This is a genomic window from Deinococcus sp. Leaf326, assembly GCF_001424185.1.
Classification (GTDB): domain Bacteria; phylum Deinococcota; class Deinococci; order Deinococcales; family Deinococcaceae; genus Deinococcus.
Map to the genome: position 1 here is coordinate 26,837 of NZ_LMOM01000032.1, position 18,672 is coordinate 45,508.

Annotated in this window: 12 protein-coding genes; 9 read left to right on the forward strand and 3 right to left on the reverse strand. The window is 70.8% G+C overall.

Annotation, left to right across the window (positions count from 1 at the left end; all coding sequences use genetic code 11):
- Nucleotides 1–256: 256 nt before the first annotated feature.
- Nucleotides 257–517, reverse strand: a complete 261-nt coding sequence (locus ASF71_RS25105; protein WP_056299532.1) for a KGG domain-containing protein — start codon at nucleotides 515–517, stop codon at nucleotides 257–259.
- A 239-nt stretch (nucleotides 518–756) separates the two neighbouring features.
- Complete coding sequence (locus ASF71_RS10900) at nucleotides 757–1,755, reverse strand: GNAT family N-acetyltransferase (RefSeq protein ID WP_056299535.1); 999 nt, start codon at nucleotides 1,753–1,755, stop codon at nucleotides 757–759.
- 203 nt (nucleotides 1,756–1,958) lie between these two features.
- Between ASF71_RS10900 and ASF71_RS25110 the strand changes: the two genes are divergently transcribed.
- The 6 genes from ASF71_RS25110 to ASF71_RS10930 all read left to right on the forward strand — a co-directional run bounded on the left by ASF71_RS25110 (nucleotide 1,959) and on the right by ASF71_RS10930 (nucleotide 6,480).
- Nucleotides 1,959–2,630: a hypothetical protein gene (locus tag ASF71_RS25110; RefSeq protein WP_056299539.1), complete on the forward strand. Its 672-nt coding sequence runs from the start codon at nucleotides 1,959–1,961 to the stop codon at nucleotides 2,628–2,630.
- Between the two features lie 69 nt (nucleotides 2,631–2,699).
- The gene (locus ASF71_RS10910) at nucleotides 2,700–3,266 is read left to right on the forward strand and encodes a DUF99 family protein (RefSeq protein ID WP_056299540.1); all 567 of its coding nucleotides are present in this window, start codon (nucleotides 2,700–2,702) and stop codon (nucleotides 3,264–3,266) included.
- Nucleotides 3,267–3,396: 130 nt separating this feature from the next.
- Entirely contained in the window at nucleotides 3,397–3,840 is a 444-nt protein-coding gene (locus tag ASF71_RS10915; protein ID WP_056299543.1) for a MarR family winged helix-turn-helix transcriptional regulator, read from the forward strand.
- A complete protein-coding gene (locus tag ASF71_RS10920; RefSeq protein ID WP_082505941.1) occupies nucleotides 3,837–4,814 on the forward strand; it encodes a VOC family protein in 978 nt (325 codons plus the stop codon). The genes ASF71_RS10915 and ASF71_RS10920 overlap by 4 nt, the downstream gene beginning before the upstream one ends.
- Nucleotides 4,811–5,794: a ring-cleaving dioxygenase gene (locus ASF71_RS10925; protein ID WP_056299546.1), complete on the forward strand. Its 984-nt coding sequence runs from the start codon at nucleotides 4,811–4,813 to the stop codon at nucleotides 5,792–5,794. Before ASF71_RS10920 ends, ASF71_RS10925 begins: the two co-directional genes overlap by 4 nt.
- A 65-nt stretch (nucleotides 5,795–5,859) precedes the next feature.
- Nucleotides 5,860–6,480 carry an alpha/beta hydrolase gene (locus ASF71_RS10930; RefSeq protein ID WP_056299549.1) on the forward strand — a complete coding sequence of 207 codons (621 nt, stop codon included), beginning with the start codon at nucleotides 5,860–5,862 and terminating at the stop codon, nucleotides 6,478–6,480.
- A 42-nt stretch (nucleotides 6,481–6,522) separates the two neighbouring features.
- Here the strand turns inward: ASF71_RS10930 and ASF71_RS10935 are convergent, their stop codons facing one another.
- Entirely contained in the window at nucleotides 6,523–8,433 is a 1,911-nt protein-coding gene (locus ASF71_RS10935) for a GGDEF domain-containing protein (protein WP_056299555.1), read from the reverse strand.
- A gap of 439 nt (nucleotides 8,434–8,872) precedes the next feature.
- Between ASF71_RS10935 and ASF71_RS10940 the strand changes: the two genes are divergently transcribed.
- Genes ASF71_RS10940 through ASF71_RS10950 form a run of 3 tightly spaced genes read left to right on the forward strand, consistent with a single transcriptional unit; the run spans nucleotide 8,873 to nucleotide 18,467 of the window.
- Nucleotides 8,873–11,578: a DUF11 domain-containing protein gene (locus ASF71_RS10940; protein ID WP_056299558.1), complete on the forward strand. Its 2,706-nt coding sequence runs from the start codon at nucleotides 8,873–8,875 to the stop codon at nucleotides 11,576–11,578.
- A 14-nt stretch (nucleotides 11,579–11,592) separates the two neighbouring features.
- Entirely contained in the window at nucleotides 11,593–15,570 is a 3,978-nt protein-coding gene (locus tag ASF71_RS23710) for a carboxypeptidase-like regulatory domain-containing protein (RefSeq protein WP_056299559.1), read from the forward strand.
- Complete coding sequence (locus ASF71_RS10950) at nucleotides 15,567–18,467, forward strand: SdrD B-like domain-containing protein (protein WP_056299562.1); 2,901 nt, start codon at nucleotides 15,567–15,569, stop codon at nucleotides 18,465–18,467. The genes ASF71_RS23710 and ASF71_RS10950 overlap by 4 nt, the downstream gene beginning before the upstream one ends.
- The last annotated feature ends 205 nt before the right edge of the window (nucleotides 18,468–18,672 follow it).

The window sequence follows — 18,672 nt, forward strand, 5'->3', positions numbered from 1 at the left end:
GCCCGACCATCCCGCATGGACCTCGGTTGGCCCTCCGGGCGCAGACAGACGGAGACGTCGTGGACGCACCGGGACTTCTCCCCTGTGCCCACGACGTCTGGCGGCTATGAACAGGTCTGACCCGTATCTTCGGGTCGTTCCAGGACTACCGGGCCTTCTCAGACCTGGACATGCCGCGCCAACTCTGCGGGATTCCGGCGTTCCGTCCCGCGCGCTAAACAGGTGGCCGGGCACAGGACACGGAACTACGCTGGAATCATCCGAAGTCCGTCTCAGCCGTCGTCGCGGTTGCCCCACCGGACGCCTCGCCACCCTTGCGGCCGATGTCGGCCATGTGCTCGCGGTCCTGGCTCACCGCCTCGCCGCCTTTACGGCCGGCGTCGCGGGCCTCCTCGCTGCTGAACTCGTGCGCGTTGCCGCTCTCGTGGGCGGCCCGGCCGCCCTCGCTGGCAATCTCGCGCTGCTTGTCCGGGTCCATACCCGCGAAACCGCGTCCGTCGTTGTCGCCGTTCGTCATGTCGCGCCTCCTTGACCTGCAGGAATATGGTGCGTGCTTCCTCAGCACGCGCCAAGTCTGCGCTTCCCTCCCGTACCGCCGATGTTCACCGGCTCAATTCCGGCTGAAATGGCCTGTGGGCCGTCCTTCCTCTGGCATTAAGAGGCCTTCATGCCGGTTCTCATCTGGAGGGCACAGCGCCGCATGGCCGGCAGCCCTGGGGGCTGCCGGCCACGCACGGCGGGGTCAATTCGAGCGGTTCACGTCAGGTGCAATTTCCACTCGGTCTGGCTGTCCCAGGGGGCGAACCCCAGCGCCACGTTGATGCCCAGCATGGCGGCGTTCTCCTCGGCGTTGCTCGTCCGTACGAACTGCGCTCCCGGCGCAAATTCGGGCAGCCGCAGCAGCACGGCCGCCTTGAGCCACTTGCCCAGGCCGTGGCCACGCGCCGAGGGCCGGACGGCCGTGCCCCCCTGAAAGACCAGTGGCGCACGCTCGGGACTCCAGAACACGTCGCTGAAGCCCACGAGTTCGCCGCTGCGGGTGTCCTCGATCACGGCGGTCAGGCGTTTCTCGCCGGCCTCGACGATCTGCTGTTCCCAGCTGCGGAGCATCTCGGGCGTCACCGTCCAGTCGTCCATCTCGATGTCGCCGCGCGGGGCCGTGTTCATGACCATGACCATGTCCGCCAGGCGCTCCAGGTACTCCTCCGGCAGCTCTTCCCAGAGGTGCAGGGCATAGGGCTCCTGCCCGGGACGCGTGGTCCAGGCGCGCAGCAACTCAGCCGACACGTCCTCCAGCACGAGCTGGCTGCGGCGCATGGGCAGCGTGGCCTGCGCGCCCAGCGTCCGGGCGAAGGGCTCTCCGGCCGGCGCGCGCTCGGCCGTCATGAACGTGACGAGGTCGCGGCCCAGGGCGCGGGTCCGCGCCTGCAGCGTCCGGGCGACCTCGCGGCCCAGGCCACGCCGCCGGGCGTCCGGATGCACGATCAGTCGGGCGTGGACGAGGTGCAGGTTCTCGTTCAGGCTGTAGTGCAGCATTCCCCAGGCCAGCGCGCGGGAACCGTCCCACACGACGACGTGTTCGCTGCATTCGCCGGGGGTCTCCTGGATCAGGCCGTGGGCTTCGCGCCCGGCGATGAGCGGAGGATCGGCCGGGTAGGCGGCGGCAAAGGCCGCGCACATCATTTCGGCGACCGCCAGCCGGCGCTCAGGCGTCTCGGTCTTCGGATCGAAAGCGGTGGGGGTCAGGGTAAGCATGGGCACAGTGTGACCCGGAGTCGTCAGGCACGCCTATGGGCACAATGGCGCACCGCACCTCCGCCATTTCCGCACGCGCTGCCCAGAATGGGGAGTCGGTGAACGTGTCTTCACCCCGTCCTCGGGAGACGGCCCTCTCTCCTTAACGGACCCAGAGGCGGACGGAAAGCAGGGCGACAGCCCGCTGAGGGAACATCGGCGCCATGACCGATGGCCGACACGACCGCCGGGAAGGCCCTGGCTCCCTCCCCTCCTTCGCTGGGCGCTGGGGCCTGCTGCTGGCCGCCGGAGCCGTCTGGTGGCTGGTTCGCCCGGCCAGGCGTCACCTTCCCCTGACCCCGACGACCCTGGCCGACGGCCTGGGCCCCGTGGTCGAGCGGCGGTTCTGGGCCGACATCGTGGACGCCCAGCACTCGGCTCAGGAGACGGTCGACCACGCCGCCGACTTCTTCCCGGCACTGATGCCCCGCCCACTCGCCTTTGTCTGGAAGGTCTCGGGGCGCCCAGGTCGCGCCGTGCCGGGCGACCGCTACGCCATCGTTCTGGCGGCGCGCCTGGGAGCCACCCGGCTGCAAGTGCGCGGGCCCCTGCGGTTCCGGGAACAGACCCTGCGGCACCACCCCGAAGCCGGCTGGGTCGAGTTCCGCGCCGTGCCGCAGGACGTGGGCCGGGCGCGCCTGGAAATCGAGACCTGCACGCGCTCGAGCACCCGGATGGACCGCCTGGGCTACCTGCTGGGGGCGTCCTACGTGCAGCGGCGCACCTGGGAACTCTTTCTGGAACGGGTCGCCGCCTCGACCGGCGGCCGGGTCGTCGGGACTGGGCACACCACCGAAGAACGCCCCTATGTGGCCGGGTCATCTGGGAACGGTTGACGCCCGGGGGCCGGCACCGCTGCACGCGGAAAACCGGGCCAGACGCTGGAGGCAGCTATCCTCAGCCAGATGAGCCCCTCTCACGCGCCCCACGCCATCGGCTTCGACGACGCGCCCTTCGCGCGCACGCACCGGGGCGACGTGGCCGTCTTTGGAACGGTCTACGCCGGCCACACTCTGCACGCCGTGGTCCGTGGGCGGGTACGCCGCGACGGCCGCAACAGCACCGACGAACTGACACGCCTCGCAGAGCTGGCTGGTGAACACCTGAACGTGGTACTGCTCCAGGGAGTCGCGCTGGCGGGCTTCAATGTGGTGGATCTCGCGCGGCTGCACCGGCAGACCGGGCGCCCGGTCCTGGTCGTGGCGCGGCGCCTTCCCCGACTGAAGCTCATCCGCGCCGCGCTGCTGGAACATGTGCCGGGCGGAGCACGCAAGTGGCGCTTGATTGAGCAGGCCGGGCCGATGGAAGCCTGCGGCGGCGTGTACGTGCAGCGGGCAGGCCTCTCTCTGGCGGTGGCCGAGACGGTTCTTGCGTCCCTGACCGTCACTGGGCATATCCCGGAGCCGCTGCGCGCCGCCCACCTCATCGCAGGCGGGGTGATGCGGGGCAGCAGTGCAGGGCAGCGGGTGTAGGGCGCCCCAGGCAGACCCCGCCCCGGCAACCTGACGACGTCCTCCACCTAACCCAGATCCGCCACCCGTCAAACTACTTGCTTTGCAAACTAAATACATGTAGAGTTGAGCCACCTGAGGAGGTTTCCCGGTGCTCACCCTTTCCCTAACAGAATTGTTGGCTTGGCGCGGCTTCCTGCATACGCACGACGCGCTGTGGAAGGCGCTGGACGCGGCACTGGCCGAAGAAGGCCTGAACATGGCCGCCTACGAACTGCTGCTGACGTTGCAGGAAGCGGGCGCGGCCGGCCTGCGCATGACCGAGCTCGCGCGCCGGGTCCGCTTTTCCGGCGGCGGGCTGACACGGCTGGCCGACAAGTTGCAGGCCCAGGGCCTGATCGAGCGCCGGCGCTGCGAGGAGGACGGCCGCGGTTTCGAGGCCGTGCTGACTCCGCAGGGCCAGCGCCAGCTGCGCCGGGCGCATGTGCGCCACCTGCGGGAGGTCCGCCGACTGTTCCTGAGCCGCCTGACCCCCGAGGAGACCGCCACCCTCGCCGCCCTCTGGACCCGACTTCAGGAGGAACCCGTACCGTGACCCTTCCCTCTCTTCCCCTGCCCCTCGGCGGTCTCCACCACGTCAGCGTCCTGACGGCCGACGCCGCGCGCAACCACGACTTCTATACCCGGGTGATGGGGCTGCGGCTGGTCAAGAAAACCGTCAACCAGGACTCGCCTGGCATGTACCACCTGTTCTATGCCGACGGCGCAGGCACCCCCGGCACCGACCTGACCTTCTTCGACTTCCCGCGTGCGGCGCGCGAACACCGGGGCAACGACTCGGTGACACGCACGACCTACCGGGTCACGGGGGCCGCGGCGCTGGAGTTCTGGACAGACCGCTTTGATGCGCTGGGCGTGCCTCACGGCGAGGTCTACACCCGCGACGGCCGTGCACACCTGGATTTTGAGGACCCCGACGGCACCCGGCTGTCCCTGTTCGACGACGGCGGCGAGGGTCCGCGCGGGACACCACACGGCGACCTGCCGGCTGGTGTCCAGCTTCAGGGCCTGGGCTACAGCGGCTATCACGTGGGCGATCTGGCCCCCACCCGCGCCTTTCTGGAGACGGGCCTGGGCCTGCGTGAAGTGCGGCGCTACAACCTGGACGGCCACCCCACCACCGTCTTCGCACTGGGTGGAGGCGGCCCCCACGCCGAGCTGCACGTGACCGAGGCGCCGGGCCTCTCCCACAGCCGCCCCGGCGCGGGGAGCGTGCACCACGTCGCGCTGCGGGTACAGGACGACCGCGAGCTGCGCCACTGGCTGCTGCACCTGGCGGCCACCGGCTACGGCAACAGCGGCGAGGTGGACCGCCACTGGTTCCACTCGGTCTACATCCGCGACCCCAACGGGCTGGTGATCGAGCTGGCCACCGACGGCCCCGGCTTCGCCACCGACGAGGACCTGTCCGCCCTGGGCGAGCGCCTGAGCCTGCCTCCCTTTCTCGAATCCCGCCGCGCCACCATCGAAGCGCACCTGCGTCCCCTGCACCTGCAGGAAGGAGAATGACCATGAGCGACCTGCCCAGCACCGGACTGCACTTTCCCGGCTTCCATCACCTGACTGCCGTGTCGGCCGATATCCGCGAGAACAAGCGCTTCTATACCCAGGACCTCGGGATGCGCCTCATCAAGCGCAGCGTCAACCAGGACGACGTGAGCGCCTACCACCTGTTCTACGCCGACGCGGTGGGCACGCCCGGCACCGACCTGACCTTCTTCGACTGGCCGGTGGAGCGCGAGCGCCGGGGCAACCACGCGGTGACGCGCACGGCCCTGCGGGTACGCGACGAGGCCAGCCTGAGCTACTGGCAGTCGCGGCTGGACGACCTGAAGATCACGCGCGGCGAGCTGACCGAGCGCGCGGGCCGCGCCACGCTGAACTTCGAGGACCCCGAGGGCCAGCGCCTGAGCCTCGTGGCCGACGGCGGCGCGGGCGACGAGCCGACCCCCTGGGCACAGAGCCCGGTGCCGGCCGAGCACCAGATTCGCGGTCTGGGACCCATTACCATGACGGTGCCCAGCCTGCGCAACACCGACGTCGTGCTGCAAAAGGTCATGAACCTGCGCCCGGTGCGCGAGTACGCCGATCCCGAGAGCCCCGCGCACATGGTCCACGTGTACGAGATGGGCGCGGGTGGCCCGCAGGCCGAGCTACACGTCGCCGTGCGTCCCGACCTGGCCCCGGCGCAGAGCGGAGCAGGAGGCGTGCACCACGTCGCCTTCCGCACGCCGGACGACGACCAGTACCACGCCTGGAACGAGCGCCTGAACAGCTTCGGCCTGCGCAGCAGCGGCGAGGTGGACCGCTACTACTTCCGCAGCCTGTACTTCCGCGAGCCCAACGGCGTGCTGTTCGAGATCGCCACCGATGGCCCCGGCTTCGGAGTGGACGAGGACATGGCCACCCTGGGCGACAAGGTGATCCTGCCCCCCAGGTTCGAGTCCCGCCGCGCACAGATTCTCGCCGGCCTCAAGCCCATCGACTGATCTCGGTGGGGCCCGCCCCGCAGACAGACGGCCCAGGCCCCACATACGACCTCTGGAGACGAGACATGACCACCCCCACACCTGACCTGAAATGGATTCACCATCTGGAACGCGGCGCGCAGGACCGCACCCTGCTGCTGCTGCACGGCACGGGCGGCGACGAGCGCTCGCTCCTCGACCTGGGGCGGCGGCTGGCTCCTGGCGTCAACCTGCTCAGCGTACGGGGGCGCTCACTGGAAGAAGGCTTCCCGCGCTTTTTCCGCCGGTTCAGCGCCGTGCAGTACGACCAGCCGCACCTGAACGCCGAGGCCGACGCCCTGGCCGACTTCGTGGGGGCGGCCGCCGCGCACTACGGCCTCGACCCCGCCGCCGTCACGGCGCTGGGCTACAGCAACGGAGCGAACATCGCGCTCGCTGCCCTGGTCCGCCGGCCCGGCACCCTGGCCGGCGCGGCGCTGCTGCGGCCCGTGATGGCGCTCGAACACCCGCCGCAGCCGGACCTGAGCGGCGTGCGGGTGCTGGCGCTGCACGGCGCGCACGATCCCTTTTTGCCCCACGCGGCAGCGCTGGGACCCTATCTGCGCGGCCTGGGGGCCGACCTGACCGAGCAGACCCTGAACGCCGGACACGAATTGTCGCCGCAGGACCTGGGCCTGACGGCTGCGTGGCTGAACACGGGCAACTGAGCCTGTAGGGGTGAAGACTCACCCCTGGACCAGCCCCAGCAATCAGTCGCCCGCCGGCACCCGCTCCGGCAGCGCCCTTATAGCCTGAGCCGCAGCGAACAGCACTGCCTGCGCCGAGGGTTGCGCACCCAGATCGGGCACCAGACCCACGCGCAGTTCGGGCACGAACGTCTCTTCTCCGACCGTGAAGGGCGCCGAGAAGCTCCCGCGCAGGCGATCGAGAATGCGCTCAAGTCCGGCGGGGCCACCGGGACGGGCCAGCAGAGCCGCGAACTGCCCCTGCTCGAAGCGGGCGACGAGGTCGCTTCCCCGGAACACGTCGCGGAATCGGGCGGCGCAGTCGAGCCACAGCCGGTGACTCAGGTTCGGGCCGATTCGGGCGCTCAGATCGTCCAGGTTGCCCAGTTCACACAGCAAGACGGCGTACCGGCATTCGGGGTCGTGCCGGCGCTCCTCCAGGGCCGTCTCGATGCGGTCCATAAAGGCCTGGCGGTTGGGCAGTTCGGTGAGGGGGTCGCGCCGCGTCACCTGACTGAGGTAGCTCAGCAGGCGGCGTTTCTCGCTGAGGTCGCGGGTCAGTACCGCCACACCCAGGTCGCTGGGCAGCACATAGGCGCTCATCGACATCGGCCGGGAGCCCTGCTCCGAGACGACCAGAACCTCCTCGTCGCGCACCTCCTCGCCCCGCAGGGCGCGCGTCCCGGGGAATTGCGCTGGCGCCAGCACTTCGCCGCCGACACTCCTGAGCTCGAAATGCCGCGCCCAGTCCCGCGCCGCACTGTCCTGTGCGCCAGGCATCATCATCTTGCGCACGGTGCCGCTGAGCATCAGGGGCCGGCCGCGGGCGTCGGTCACGACCACGCCCTCCGACGAGTACGCCAGGAGGATGTCCAGCAGGGCCAGGCGCCGCTCCAGGTCCTGCGGCTCATGGCTCAGGGGCGCAAGCTCCAGCAGGGCGTGTCCGGCGGTCAGTGGGCGCGCGCGGAGCTGCCAGGGGGGACCCGTCTCCAGCTCCAGCACGGTTTCGGCGGCCTCGCCGCGTCCGGCCCGCAGCGCTGCGGCACGGACCTGCCGCCGGACGGCCTCGTGGCCGCGCCATACGCCCACCGACCAGACCAGCTCACCCAACATGGAGACGGCACTGTCGCCGGCTTCCAGCGCCGCTGCCGCCGCGTTGACCTCTACCACGGTGCCCTTGCCCGTCACGAGCCACTGGGCGTGTGCCGCACTGTCGAACAGCGCCCGGAAGACAGTGGAGTCCAGACCCGGCGTAGGCGCCGCAGCGGTGGGCGAGGCCGCGACCCGCAGCGCGGCGTTGGCCTCCCAGACACTGAACAGCACCGCCAGTTCCGAGCCCGCAACCGGCCAGGGCCGGAGCTCGCTGCCGAACTGCGCGGGCGCTCCGGCGGGCACGGCGGCCCATCCCGCCGGCACCGTGAAGGCCCGGCCCGCCAGGACTCCGGGCAGCGCCTGCTCCAGCAGCCGCCACTCGGTACGCAGGTCGCCCAGCGGCTGGCCGATCGCCTCACCGGCCAGCCCGAACAGCGAGAGCCACGCGGGGGTGGCCGCCCGTAGCCGCCCGTCACGGTCAATCAGTGCGCTGTACCCGGCAAGCTGGTCGGCGCTCCAGGGGTCAGGGGCCGCACTGACGCGGGCCAGCAGGTCCGCCAGCGCTTCGGCGGCCGGAGCCGCCAGCGACTCTCCAGGCGCGGTCCACAGCAGCCCCACGGTCTGCCCGGCGTGCAACAGGGGCAGGGGAACGCCGCTCAGGGGCAACCATTCGTCCAGGCCGGCCCCCCAGTCGCCGCTCAGGCGCCGCACTCCGGCCGGGCCGAGCTGCACCGTGCCGCCGCCGTCGTGGTACAGCAGGAAGCTTTCTCTGGCCCCGCCACTCGCCAGAACGGCCTGAAGAGCGTAGGTCAGCGCCTCGGACGAGAGAAATGCAGTGCTCATGAAGTCAGTCTGCCCCCAGAACAGGCAGCAGTACCGTAAGAAAACCGGGAACCCGCCGAGCGTCCCCAATCTGGTGACAGCAGAATGAAGGCCAATTCAAGCCCAGCCCAGCCTGACTGGGAGAGGAAGTGAACAATTCCACAATATGCGTCAGCATGAAGGTTTCTCAACGTCGAACTTCATCGGACTGACGAAGCGCTTCCCCTAATGGGGGGATTTTTTCGCTACCCCGCGCAAAAGGATTCGTCCCAGCGCGTAAAAAACATTCACCTACTCCAGAGCTACCCATTTCATGTGCACCAAATGAGAGTATCGGGAGAAGCTGTGACAGCCCACCTCCTAACCTACCTGCACCGTGAAACCGATGACCGACCGTCTTGCCCGTGTTCCACGTTCCGTAGGCTCCTCGCCTTCCGACCCGTCACCCAGGAGGTTCTGCATGTCCCGTTCCCGTCATCTGCTCTGGACGGCCACCCTTGCCCTGACGACCGGCGCCCTGGCCGTGGGCACCCCCGTCGGTACCCGAGTGACCAACACCGCTACGCTGGACTACCGCACGTCGCTGGGCGCTCCCGTACAGATCGCCTCGTTGCCGGTCGAGGTCGTGGTGCGTCAGGTCTACGCCCTGAGCGTGACGCCCGACGCCGACGCGGGCAACGTCCCAGCCGCCCGGCGCTTCGGCGCGTTCGCGGGCCAGGACCGGCTTATCCCGTACACGCTGACCAACAACGGCAACGGCAGCGACACGTTCAACTTGAGCGTGGTGCAGCCGACTGCCGGCGACGACTTCGACTTCAGCAACGTGGCCATCTACGCCGACGCCGACAACAACGGCGTGGCCGACGGCCCGGCGCTGACCTCGCTGACCCTGGCCGCCGACGCCTCGACCGGCGTGCTCGTATCGGTGCGGACCCCGGCGGGAGCGCCGGCCAGTTCGAGCGGCCTCCTGGACCTGCGAGCCGTGTCGGCCGGTAACGCGGCTGCCATTGACGAGAACAACTACGCGCGCGTAGACGTGACCAACAACGCGCAGCTGAGCCTGAGCCTGAACGCCAGCCCGGCGGGCGCAGTGGCGCCGGGCTCGGCCATCACGTACGCAGCGACCGGAGGCAACGCCTCGGCCACATCTGCCGGCAACGTGACCGGCGCAGTCACGGTGGACGGCACGCCCCGCGACGGCATCTTCGTACGCGACGTGCTGCCCGGCGGGATGCGTCTGGCGAGCATCGATCCCACCAGCGGCAGCACGGCCGGCGCAGCGACGGTGCTGTACTCCACCGACGGCGGCGTGACCTGGACGGCCACCGCGCCCGCCGTCCTCTCCGACGTGAACGCGGTGGGCCTGCTCATCAGCGGTGCCGGCGCCTTCTTCCCGCAGAACGCCACCTACGCCCTGCGCTTCACAGCGACCGTACCGGCCGGCGCGGCCGCCGGCACCGACCTGACCAACCGCGCCACCGTGAACTTCGACGGCAACGCCGACGGCGACGGCGCGGACGCGGGCGAAACCGTGACCTCGCTGGCCACCAACAATACGGTGGCGAGCGTGAGCAGCGCGGCCTTCGGGCCCTTCGAGTTCCCCAACGGCGACGGCTCGGGCGCCTACACCTTCGGCGGGCAGACCATTACGCGTGCGGGCGACCTCCAGACGATGGCTACCCCAGTGACGGCCGGGACCTCGGTGACCTTCAAGCAGACCCTGCTGAACACCGGCAACGCCCTGAACACCTTCAACGTGGCAGTGGACCAGTCGCCGGCTGGCTGGACCTGCCGCGTGGTAAACGTGGACGCAGCCGGCAATCTCTCGCCGCTGAACGGCGCCGTGAGCCTGCCCGCCGGCGGCCGCGTGGACCTCGCGGCGCAGTGCGACATCCCACTGCCCTCGACCAACCTCACGAACGCCGAGATCCGGGTGGTGGCGACCCCCAACGGCGGCGTGCCCGACTACAGCCTCGACCGCGTGTCGCAGGTGAACGCCGCCGGCCCCGTACTGCTGGGCAACGGTGACGGCAATCCGGCCACCGCCCCGAGCACCGCCCCCGTAACCGTCACGGCCGCGCCCGGTACCCCGGCCCTGTTCGTGCTGGAACTGCAGAACGGCGCGCCGGTTCCGGAGGCCTACAACCTGAGCTCCACCGTGCCCGGCGGATACGGCACGCCCGTCTTCTACCTGGACACCAACTGTGACGGCACGCCTGACGGCGGCCCCATCACCCAGACGCCCGCCGTGGCCCCCGGCGCGACCGTGTGCCTGATCGCGCAGGTGACGCCGCCCCCCGGCCGTACGGCGGGCAGCGAGCCGGTGCAGTTCACGGCCACGAGCACGACCACCCCCTCGCGCACCAGCACCGTGACCGACACCATCGGGGTCAGCGGCGTGGCGGCGGCGACCTTCGTGCCCGACCGCGCCGGCAACGCCGTCCCCGGGGCAAACGTGGTCTACACCCATACCCTGACGAACACGAGCAACGGCGCCGTGACCGTGGCTGTGCCGGCCTTCACGTCACCCAAGGGCTGGACCTACGAGTTCTCGACCGACGGCGTCACCTACGCGCCGCAGCTCACCGGCCTGGCGCTGGCGCAGGGCGCAGCCACGCCGATCTACGTGCGGGTCAGCATTCCGGCGGCCTACGCGGCGGGTGCGAACGACACCGAAGCTGCTCCGATCCGCGCGGTCGTCACGGCGGCGGGCGCGGCAGGAACCACGAGCACCGTGACGGTCGTGGACACCACCACCGCCCTGCGGACGAGCGCGACCGTCACCAAGGAAGCGGGTCTGTGCAACGACGCGAGCTGCACCACCGTCACGCCGCTGGCCAACGGCGCCGCCGTCTCACCGGGTGACATCGTCCGGTACACCATCGTCGCCACCAACACGGGCGACGCCGCGCAGAACTCGGTCTACGTGGCCGACTCGCTGCCGGCCAACACCGAGTTCGTGGCCGTCAGCGCGACGGGCGCCGGCGTGGGCCTGCTGTACAGCGTGGACGGCGGCCAGACCTGGACGACCACGGCGCCGAGCAGCCTGCCGGGCGGCAGCATCCGGATCGGCGTGAACAGCGACGGCGACAGTAGCGTCGGCGCGGGCGATCTCTTCGGGGCGGGACAGAGCTTCACGGTCCGCTTCGACGTGCGGATCCGCTGAGGGGCGGGGCGGCCATGCAGACGCACACCCTGGTCCCCACCCTCGTGACCCTCGGCCTCCTGCTGGGCGGTCTGTCAGGAAGGGCGGCGGCCCAGGGCACGGTGCAGAACACCGCTGCCCTGCATACCGCTGGCCCCCAGAACCCCCTCGTCTTCTCCTCGAACACGGTCGAGCTGCGCCGGGAACTGCTGTGTTCCCCGGCGCTGAGCCTCGGCCCCGCTTCCGGCGCCCTGGCCCTCCCGGCCACGGGCGCCCTGTTCATTCCGTTCACCGTCCGGCAAAACGGCGCGGGCGGCGAGATCCTGCTCGAAGCGCAGTTGCCCGCCGACCTAGCGCCCTCGCTGCGTGTGTCGTTCTTCGCCGACGACAACGGCGACGGAGCGCCCGACGGCGCAGCCTTCGACCGCCTGACCCTGGCTGCCGGCGAGTCGCGCACGCTGCTGCTGGGCATCTCGTCGACCAACCCCCTGATCCTGCCAGGGGCGCTCGACGTGGGCGTCAGTGCGTCCTGCGGAGAGCGCCGCACTGTAGCCAGCGTGCGCGTCGCCGCTCCGGCCGCGGCGCTGAACCTCGCCCACAGCGCCGGTGTCGAGATGGCCCGCACCGGCGAACGGGTCCCCTTCGTGCTGTCGGTGGCCCACTCGGCCACGGAAGCCCTCATGGTGACGGTGCGCGCGGTGGTCCCCGCACACGGCGCCTACGTGGCCTCGGCCGGCGATGGTCAGCCGCAGGTTGAAGTGGGCGCGAACGGCCAGGTACTAACCTGGACCCGACGCGTCGCTCCTGGCGAGCGCCTGACCCTGCCCTATACCCTGCGGGTGCTGGGCAGTGGGAGCGGCCGCCTCGCCGTACCCGCGCAGGCCGAAGCCGTCGCCGGAATCCGGCTCCTCCAGAGCGCGCCCGCGACGGCGCAGGTGCGCGTCGCCGACCCGGTGGGCGCCCTCGGCACCCTGATCGGGCGGGTCTACGTGGACCGCGACGGCGACAACCGCTTCGGCGAAGGCGACCAGCCGGTCGTGGGTGCGCGCGTGGTTCTGCCCGGCGGCCTTCAGGTCCTGACCGACGCGGCCGGGGGGTACACCTTCCGCGACCTCGCGCCGGGACCCTGGCTCGTGGGCCTCGACCCGGCGTCTCTCAAGTCGGTGGACCAGACCGCTGGCCAGACTTGGCGTCAGACCGCCGAGGTCCGGGGACTGGCCCGCGCCGACTTCGCCCTGAGCGCCCAGGCGCCGGACGCGGCGGCGGCTCCCTCGGCGCCTGCGGCGGACCAGACCGTCGCCGCTCCGACCGGCCTGATCCGTTCGCCCCGCCCCGGTACCGTCGTGCGCGAGGGCACGAGCACGGGCGTTGTGCTCGAAGGACCGGCGCAGGGCACCCTGAGCCTGTGGGTCAACGGCGAACGGGTCGCAGACGACCGCCTGGGTCAGCAGGGACCGGGCGAGGCGGCCGGCACGCGGCGCCTGACCTACGTGGGCGTGGCGCTGCGGCCGGGCCGCAACGTGATCGAGGCGCGCACCGACACCGGCAGCGAGACGGCCGAGGTGACGGTCGCCGGCGCGCCCCGCACTCTGAGCGTACGCCCCGTGACCCTGCTGGCCGACGGCCATACCCCGCTGGAGATCGAGATTCTGGCGCTGGACGAGGCCGGTGTGGCGGGCGGGCGCGGCTTCGTGACGGTCGGCACCGACGCCGAACCGCTGACCCCGGACGCCGCTCCGGCCGAGAGCGGGTACCAGGTCGCCCTGAGTGACGGCGTGGCCCGGCTCCGGCTCGCGCCAGTGACGACGGGACGCGAAATCACAGTCAACGCGGCGCTGGGCGCCCTCCAGACCGGGGCGCGGCTGTACGCGGGACAGGCTCCCTCCTCGCTGTCGCTGTACCAGGGCAGCGTGGGGGTGCAGTTCGGCGGGGACGGCACGCAGCTGCGTGCCCAGGCCCGCGCCTACGCCGAGGGACCGCTGCTGGGCGGACAGGTGCGCGCCGCAGTGGACACCGGCGGCCTGCCCGACTCGCCTACCGCCCCGCGCTTTCCGGTTACGGGCAGCGCCAATGAGGCCCAGCCGGCCCTGCGCTCGGCCGACGGCTTCGCCGTGCGCTACGACCGGGGCGACCTGACCCTGGGCTACTTCGCCGCGCCGCTGGGCGTGCCGGGGCTCAGCGCCCTGGGCGCGGGCACGGCCCTGCGCGCCGAGGTGCGCGGGCAGGTGCGCGTGCAGGGCTTCGCCGGCCTCGTCGCTCCGACGCAGGGGGTAGTCGTCCTCCGCGCCGACGGCGGCCGGACCTACCGCCTGCCCCAGACCCCGCAGCCCGGCACCGAACGCGTGACCGTGCGTTCCGGCGGCCGCGAGCGTTTCCTCGTGCCGGGACAGGACTACACGCTGGAGGACAACGGTCTGCTGGTTCTCGCCGCTCCCCTCTCCGCCTACGACGACAACTTCTCGGCGGTCGAGCTCGTGGTGAACTTCGCGCCGCTGGGCAGCGCGCGCACCCTGGTGGCTGCCGGAGTCGGCGCCGAGTACGTGAACGGGCCCTGGAGCGTGCAGGTGGGCGCCGCGCGGCTCGAACGGCTCTACTTCGGGGCCTCGGCCGCGTACACCACGCCGGAACTGCGGGCGCGCGTGACCTACGCCCAGGACCCCCTGTACCCGCAGGGCCGCCTGAGCGCCGAACTGCGTGGCGAGCAGGGTCCCCTGAGCGCCGATGCCAGCGTGAGCGCCGTAGCCGGCGAGCGCCCCCTGGGCACAGCCGCCGTGAGCTACCGCCTGGGCGACACCCACCTGACGCTGCGCCAGCGTTTCGAGACGACCGGAGCCCGCAGCGAGGCCACCGCCGAACACCATTTCGGCGCCCTGACGCTGGGGGCCGGCGCGGACTACGACTGGAACACCGGCAGCTTCGGGGTCCTGGGCCTGGGCCGCTACGACGCGGGCCGCCTGAGCACCGAGGTGTCGCATGCCCAGCCGCTGGGGAGCACCGGCCGCGCTCCCGAAACCCGTTTCGGCGTGCGCTACGCGGTGACGGACACCCTCAGCGCCGAGGCGCGGGTGCGCCAGATCTGGGGCAGTGGCCCCGACGCCGGACCGACCGGCGAGTTCGCCCTGCGCCAGCGGGTGGGGCTCTCGAACTTCAGCGTGGCGTACACGCTGCCCGGCGCGGCCGGCGAATCCTCGCGCGCGCGGTTCGGGCTGGACGTGCCGCTGACCCTCAACGAGCACCTGGGCGCCAACCTGAGTGCCAGCGTGGACCGCGACATGGAGACGGGTACGTTCGGAACGACCCTGGGCGCAGGACTGCGCTACGCCGACGAGCGGATTGTGGCGACCCTGGGCGGCGAATACGGCCTGAGTGCCGGGCAGTCCCGCCTGGCCCTGCGCGGCGGCGTGACCGGTCAGCTCGGCGAGGGCCAGACCCTCTCGCTGGACGCCAACGGACAGCTGCTGCCCACCCCCGAGGGCCGCGTGGGCCTGAGCTACGCCCTGCGCCGCGAGGACTTCTCGCTGCTTACCACCCACCGCCTGAGCACGGCGTCCACCGTCCTCGGCACCGGGGTCGCGGGGGCAGTGCTGGAGGGTGAGGCCCAGGCCAACGTGGCCCTGGCCCGGACCCTCTTGAACCGCCCCCTGAGTCTGCAACCGGGCGTGTCGTACCGCGTGCCGCTGTCCGACCCAGAAGGCAGCGTCCTGGGCCTGAGCCTGGGCGCCGTGGTGGAAGTCACCGACCGCTTCGGCGTCGGGGCCGGCGCCGGCGTGATCTGGCTGCCCGCCCTGGGCCAGACCGAACGCGGCGCGACCCTGGACCTGCGCTACCGCCTCACCGGACCCGAGCAGCCCCTGTGGGTGGTCGCGGGCTACACCTGGGGCCGCGTGCCCGGCGCTGCCGGCGGTCTGTGGAACACCCAGAGCGGCTTCTCGGTCCGCTTCGACTTCTCGGGCGGCCACGTCTCGACCGGCGCGGCCCCCACCGATTCCAACCGTGCAGGAGGCACTCCATGAAGCGCATTCTGATCACGCTGCTGTGCCTGCTCGGCCTGTTTCCGGCCAGTGTCGGCGGGGCGCAGAGCTGCCGGGGCGGCGCCTGCGTGGCGGCCGGCCCCCGGCTGGTCAGCGTGGACAGCACGCAGGGGCCACTGCTGAACCTGCTGCTGAGTACCCTGCTTCCCGGCACGGCCGTGAACCTCTCGGTCCTCGACTGGAATGCCCTGACCCAGGGTTCGGTCGGCCTGAACGCCCTGCTGGAGCGGCTGCGCCTGAACCTCAACCTGTCGAGCACGAACGAGGTGCTGGCCACCAATATCGGCGTGGGTCAGCTCATTACGGCCCTCGCCCAGGTCGCGCAGGCCGACGGCAACACGGCCCAGGTGAGCGCCCTGAACGCGCTCGGCACTCAGCTCGGCGCCCTGGGGGGAACCATCCGCCTGGGCGACCTGCTCAACCTTCAGCTGCCGTCGGGCGCGCTCACGGACATCCGGCTCAACGTCCTCGACCTGCTCACCGGCAGCCTCCAGCTCTACAACTTCCGCAACGTGGCAACTACCCCGACCCCCATCACGGTCAATCCGGCGGCCCTGGGCCTGCCCGGTGTCGCCTCGCTGAAGGTCTACGCGCAGGTCGTCGAGCCGCCGGTCTACACCTGTGGGCCGGCCGGCAGTACCCTGCACACGGCCGCCATCCGCCTCAAGCTGGACCTCACGCTGACTCAGGGTCTTACCCTCGACGCCACCACCCTGAGCACCGTGACAGCTGGCGTCTCCAGTCTTCTGCCCCTAGGTCTCCAGGTTAGAACCGGAGTGGCGCAGCAAAACGGGCTGCTGTCCGTCAGCGTGTACGCCGAGGTCGCCAAGGCCGAAGGTACCATCACCAGCATCGACCCTGTGGGCAGGGTGCTTCAGCTCAACGCGCGGCCCGGCGTGGCCGACCTCTACGTGGGCCAGATTGCCGATTCGGTGTTCTTCAACCGCAGCCGTATCCTCACCGCAGCGGACGTGACCCCCGCGACTGCCGCGAACCTGACGGTCAGCCTGAACTTGGCGACCACGCTCGCACCGAACCTCACCATCGCGACCGTCACCGTGCCTGTCGAGGTGCGGCTCCGCGCGGTCGCGAGTGGCACCCCGGCCACCCAGACGGGGACCTTCGGCGGGCCCTTTCCGCAGACCCAGACCTTCACCTCGGGTACCGTTTCAATTGGAGCACTGGCCACTTCACTCGTGCAGAACCTGGAGATCAGCGTTCTGGGCAGTGGGGCGAGCATAGCCGTTCTGCTTCCCAATCCTCTTCTCAACAATCTGAACCTGACTGCTATCACCAACTCCGTGGTCAACGCCGTGACCACACCGCTCAAGACCCTGACCGCAACTGTGGTCGGTCCCGTCCTGACCACGGTCCTGGGGGGCGTCCTCGACCCCACACTGGCCCTGCTGGGCATCCGCGTAGGGCAGGCCGTCTTCACGGTGCTGGGCGTGAACAGCCTGTGCACGGTCAGCGGCGTGGTCTACCGCGACGTGCAGCCCGACGGAGTACGCGACCCCGGCGAAGACTCGGGCGTGCCCGCCGTCTCAGTGAATCTCGTCCAGAACGGGCAGGTCACGCGCACGGTTGCGTTGAACGGCAGCGGAACCTACGCCCTGGCCGACGTACCCTCCGGGCAGTACCGCCTGCTCGTGGCGACCTCGGCCACCAGCCCCACTCCGGCGCCGCCGGCCGGCTGGGTGTTCGTGAATCCGGAGCCCGGCGCGCGGGACATCGCGGTGGCGACCCAACCCGTGACCGGTCAGGACTTCGGCCTCTTCGCGGGCACGCGGGTGCGCGGCGTGCTATTCCGGGACGACGGCCGGGATGCGCCCGGTGTTGCCGCAGCTCCCAACAACGTCCGGCAGGAAGGCGCCGAGCCGGGCCTCGCCGGCGTGACCGTGACCCTGAACGCAGGCCAGAACACCCGCACTGTCCAGACGAGCGCCGACGGCAGCTACACCCTGTACTGGCCGTCCACACTGGGCACCGCCGCCACCCTGACAGTCACGGGCAGCAGCACCGCCCCCACGGGCTACGACCAGGGCACCGGAACGCCGGTGGTCCTGGCGACCGATCTCGCCGGGACAGGCGTGAACGCCCTGCCGCTGGACGTGTCTGGCGGGCGTGATCTCGTGCGGCGGTTCGGCCTGGTAGGCCTCTCGACCTTCACCCCAGACGCGGCCGGCGTGGCTCCCAGCCCCGGTACGGCCAGCTACGTTCACCTGTTCCGGCCCGGTACCCAGGGCAACGTGGCCCTGTCGGCCAGCGGGACCCCCGGCTTCACCTCCACCTTCTTCCGTGACCTGAACTGTGACGGCACTGTGCAGCCTGCCGAACGCGTGGCCGTGACGGCCTTCACTGTCGACGACTCCTGGCCGCGCGACCCGGACGGCCGACTGAGCGCCTGCGCCATCGAGGTCCAGGTCAGCGTACTGGGCGGCCTGGGTGCTGGGCAGCAGGACCTGCGGGACGTGGAAGCCCGCCTGACGTGGTCGGGCAGCGCCGTGCAGGACGCGCGCAGCGTCCGTGACACGACCACCGTGACCACCCTGGGCCGCGCCAGCCTGACCAAGACCGTGCGCAACCTGGGGACCGGGGCGGCCGGCAGCAACGCCACTGCTCTGCCCGGCGAGCGGGTCGAATACTGCCTGACCTACCGCAACGAGGGCAGCGACGCCCTGAGCGACCTGCGACTGGCCGACGACTTCAACGCCCCGCTGGTCTACGTGGCCGGTACCCTGACCCGCGACGGCACAGCCCTGACCGACGCAGCCGGTGACGACGACGGCGAGGTCGTAGGCCGTCAGGTCCGCGTGCGGGTTCCCGCTCTGGCGGTCGGTGCTTCAGGCCAGAGCTGCTTCACGGTGCAAGTGCCCTGAGAATTGAGGGGGAGGCCACGCATCAGCGACCTCCCCCTCTGCTGGACCCAACTTCTCGCCGGACCGGCCCCACTACCTAAGTGGGGCCGGTCCGGCGTTGTCTCTACTGCTCAGTCTGGAGCTGAACCGCGCTCCCGACGTAGAGGGCTAAAGCGTTACCCTCATCCACCGTCAAGCCCGCCCTAGCGAGATGTAAAGCATCAGT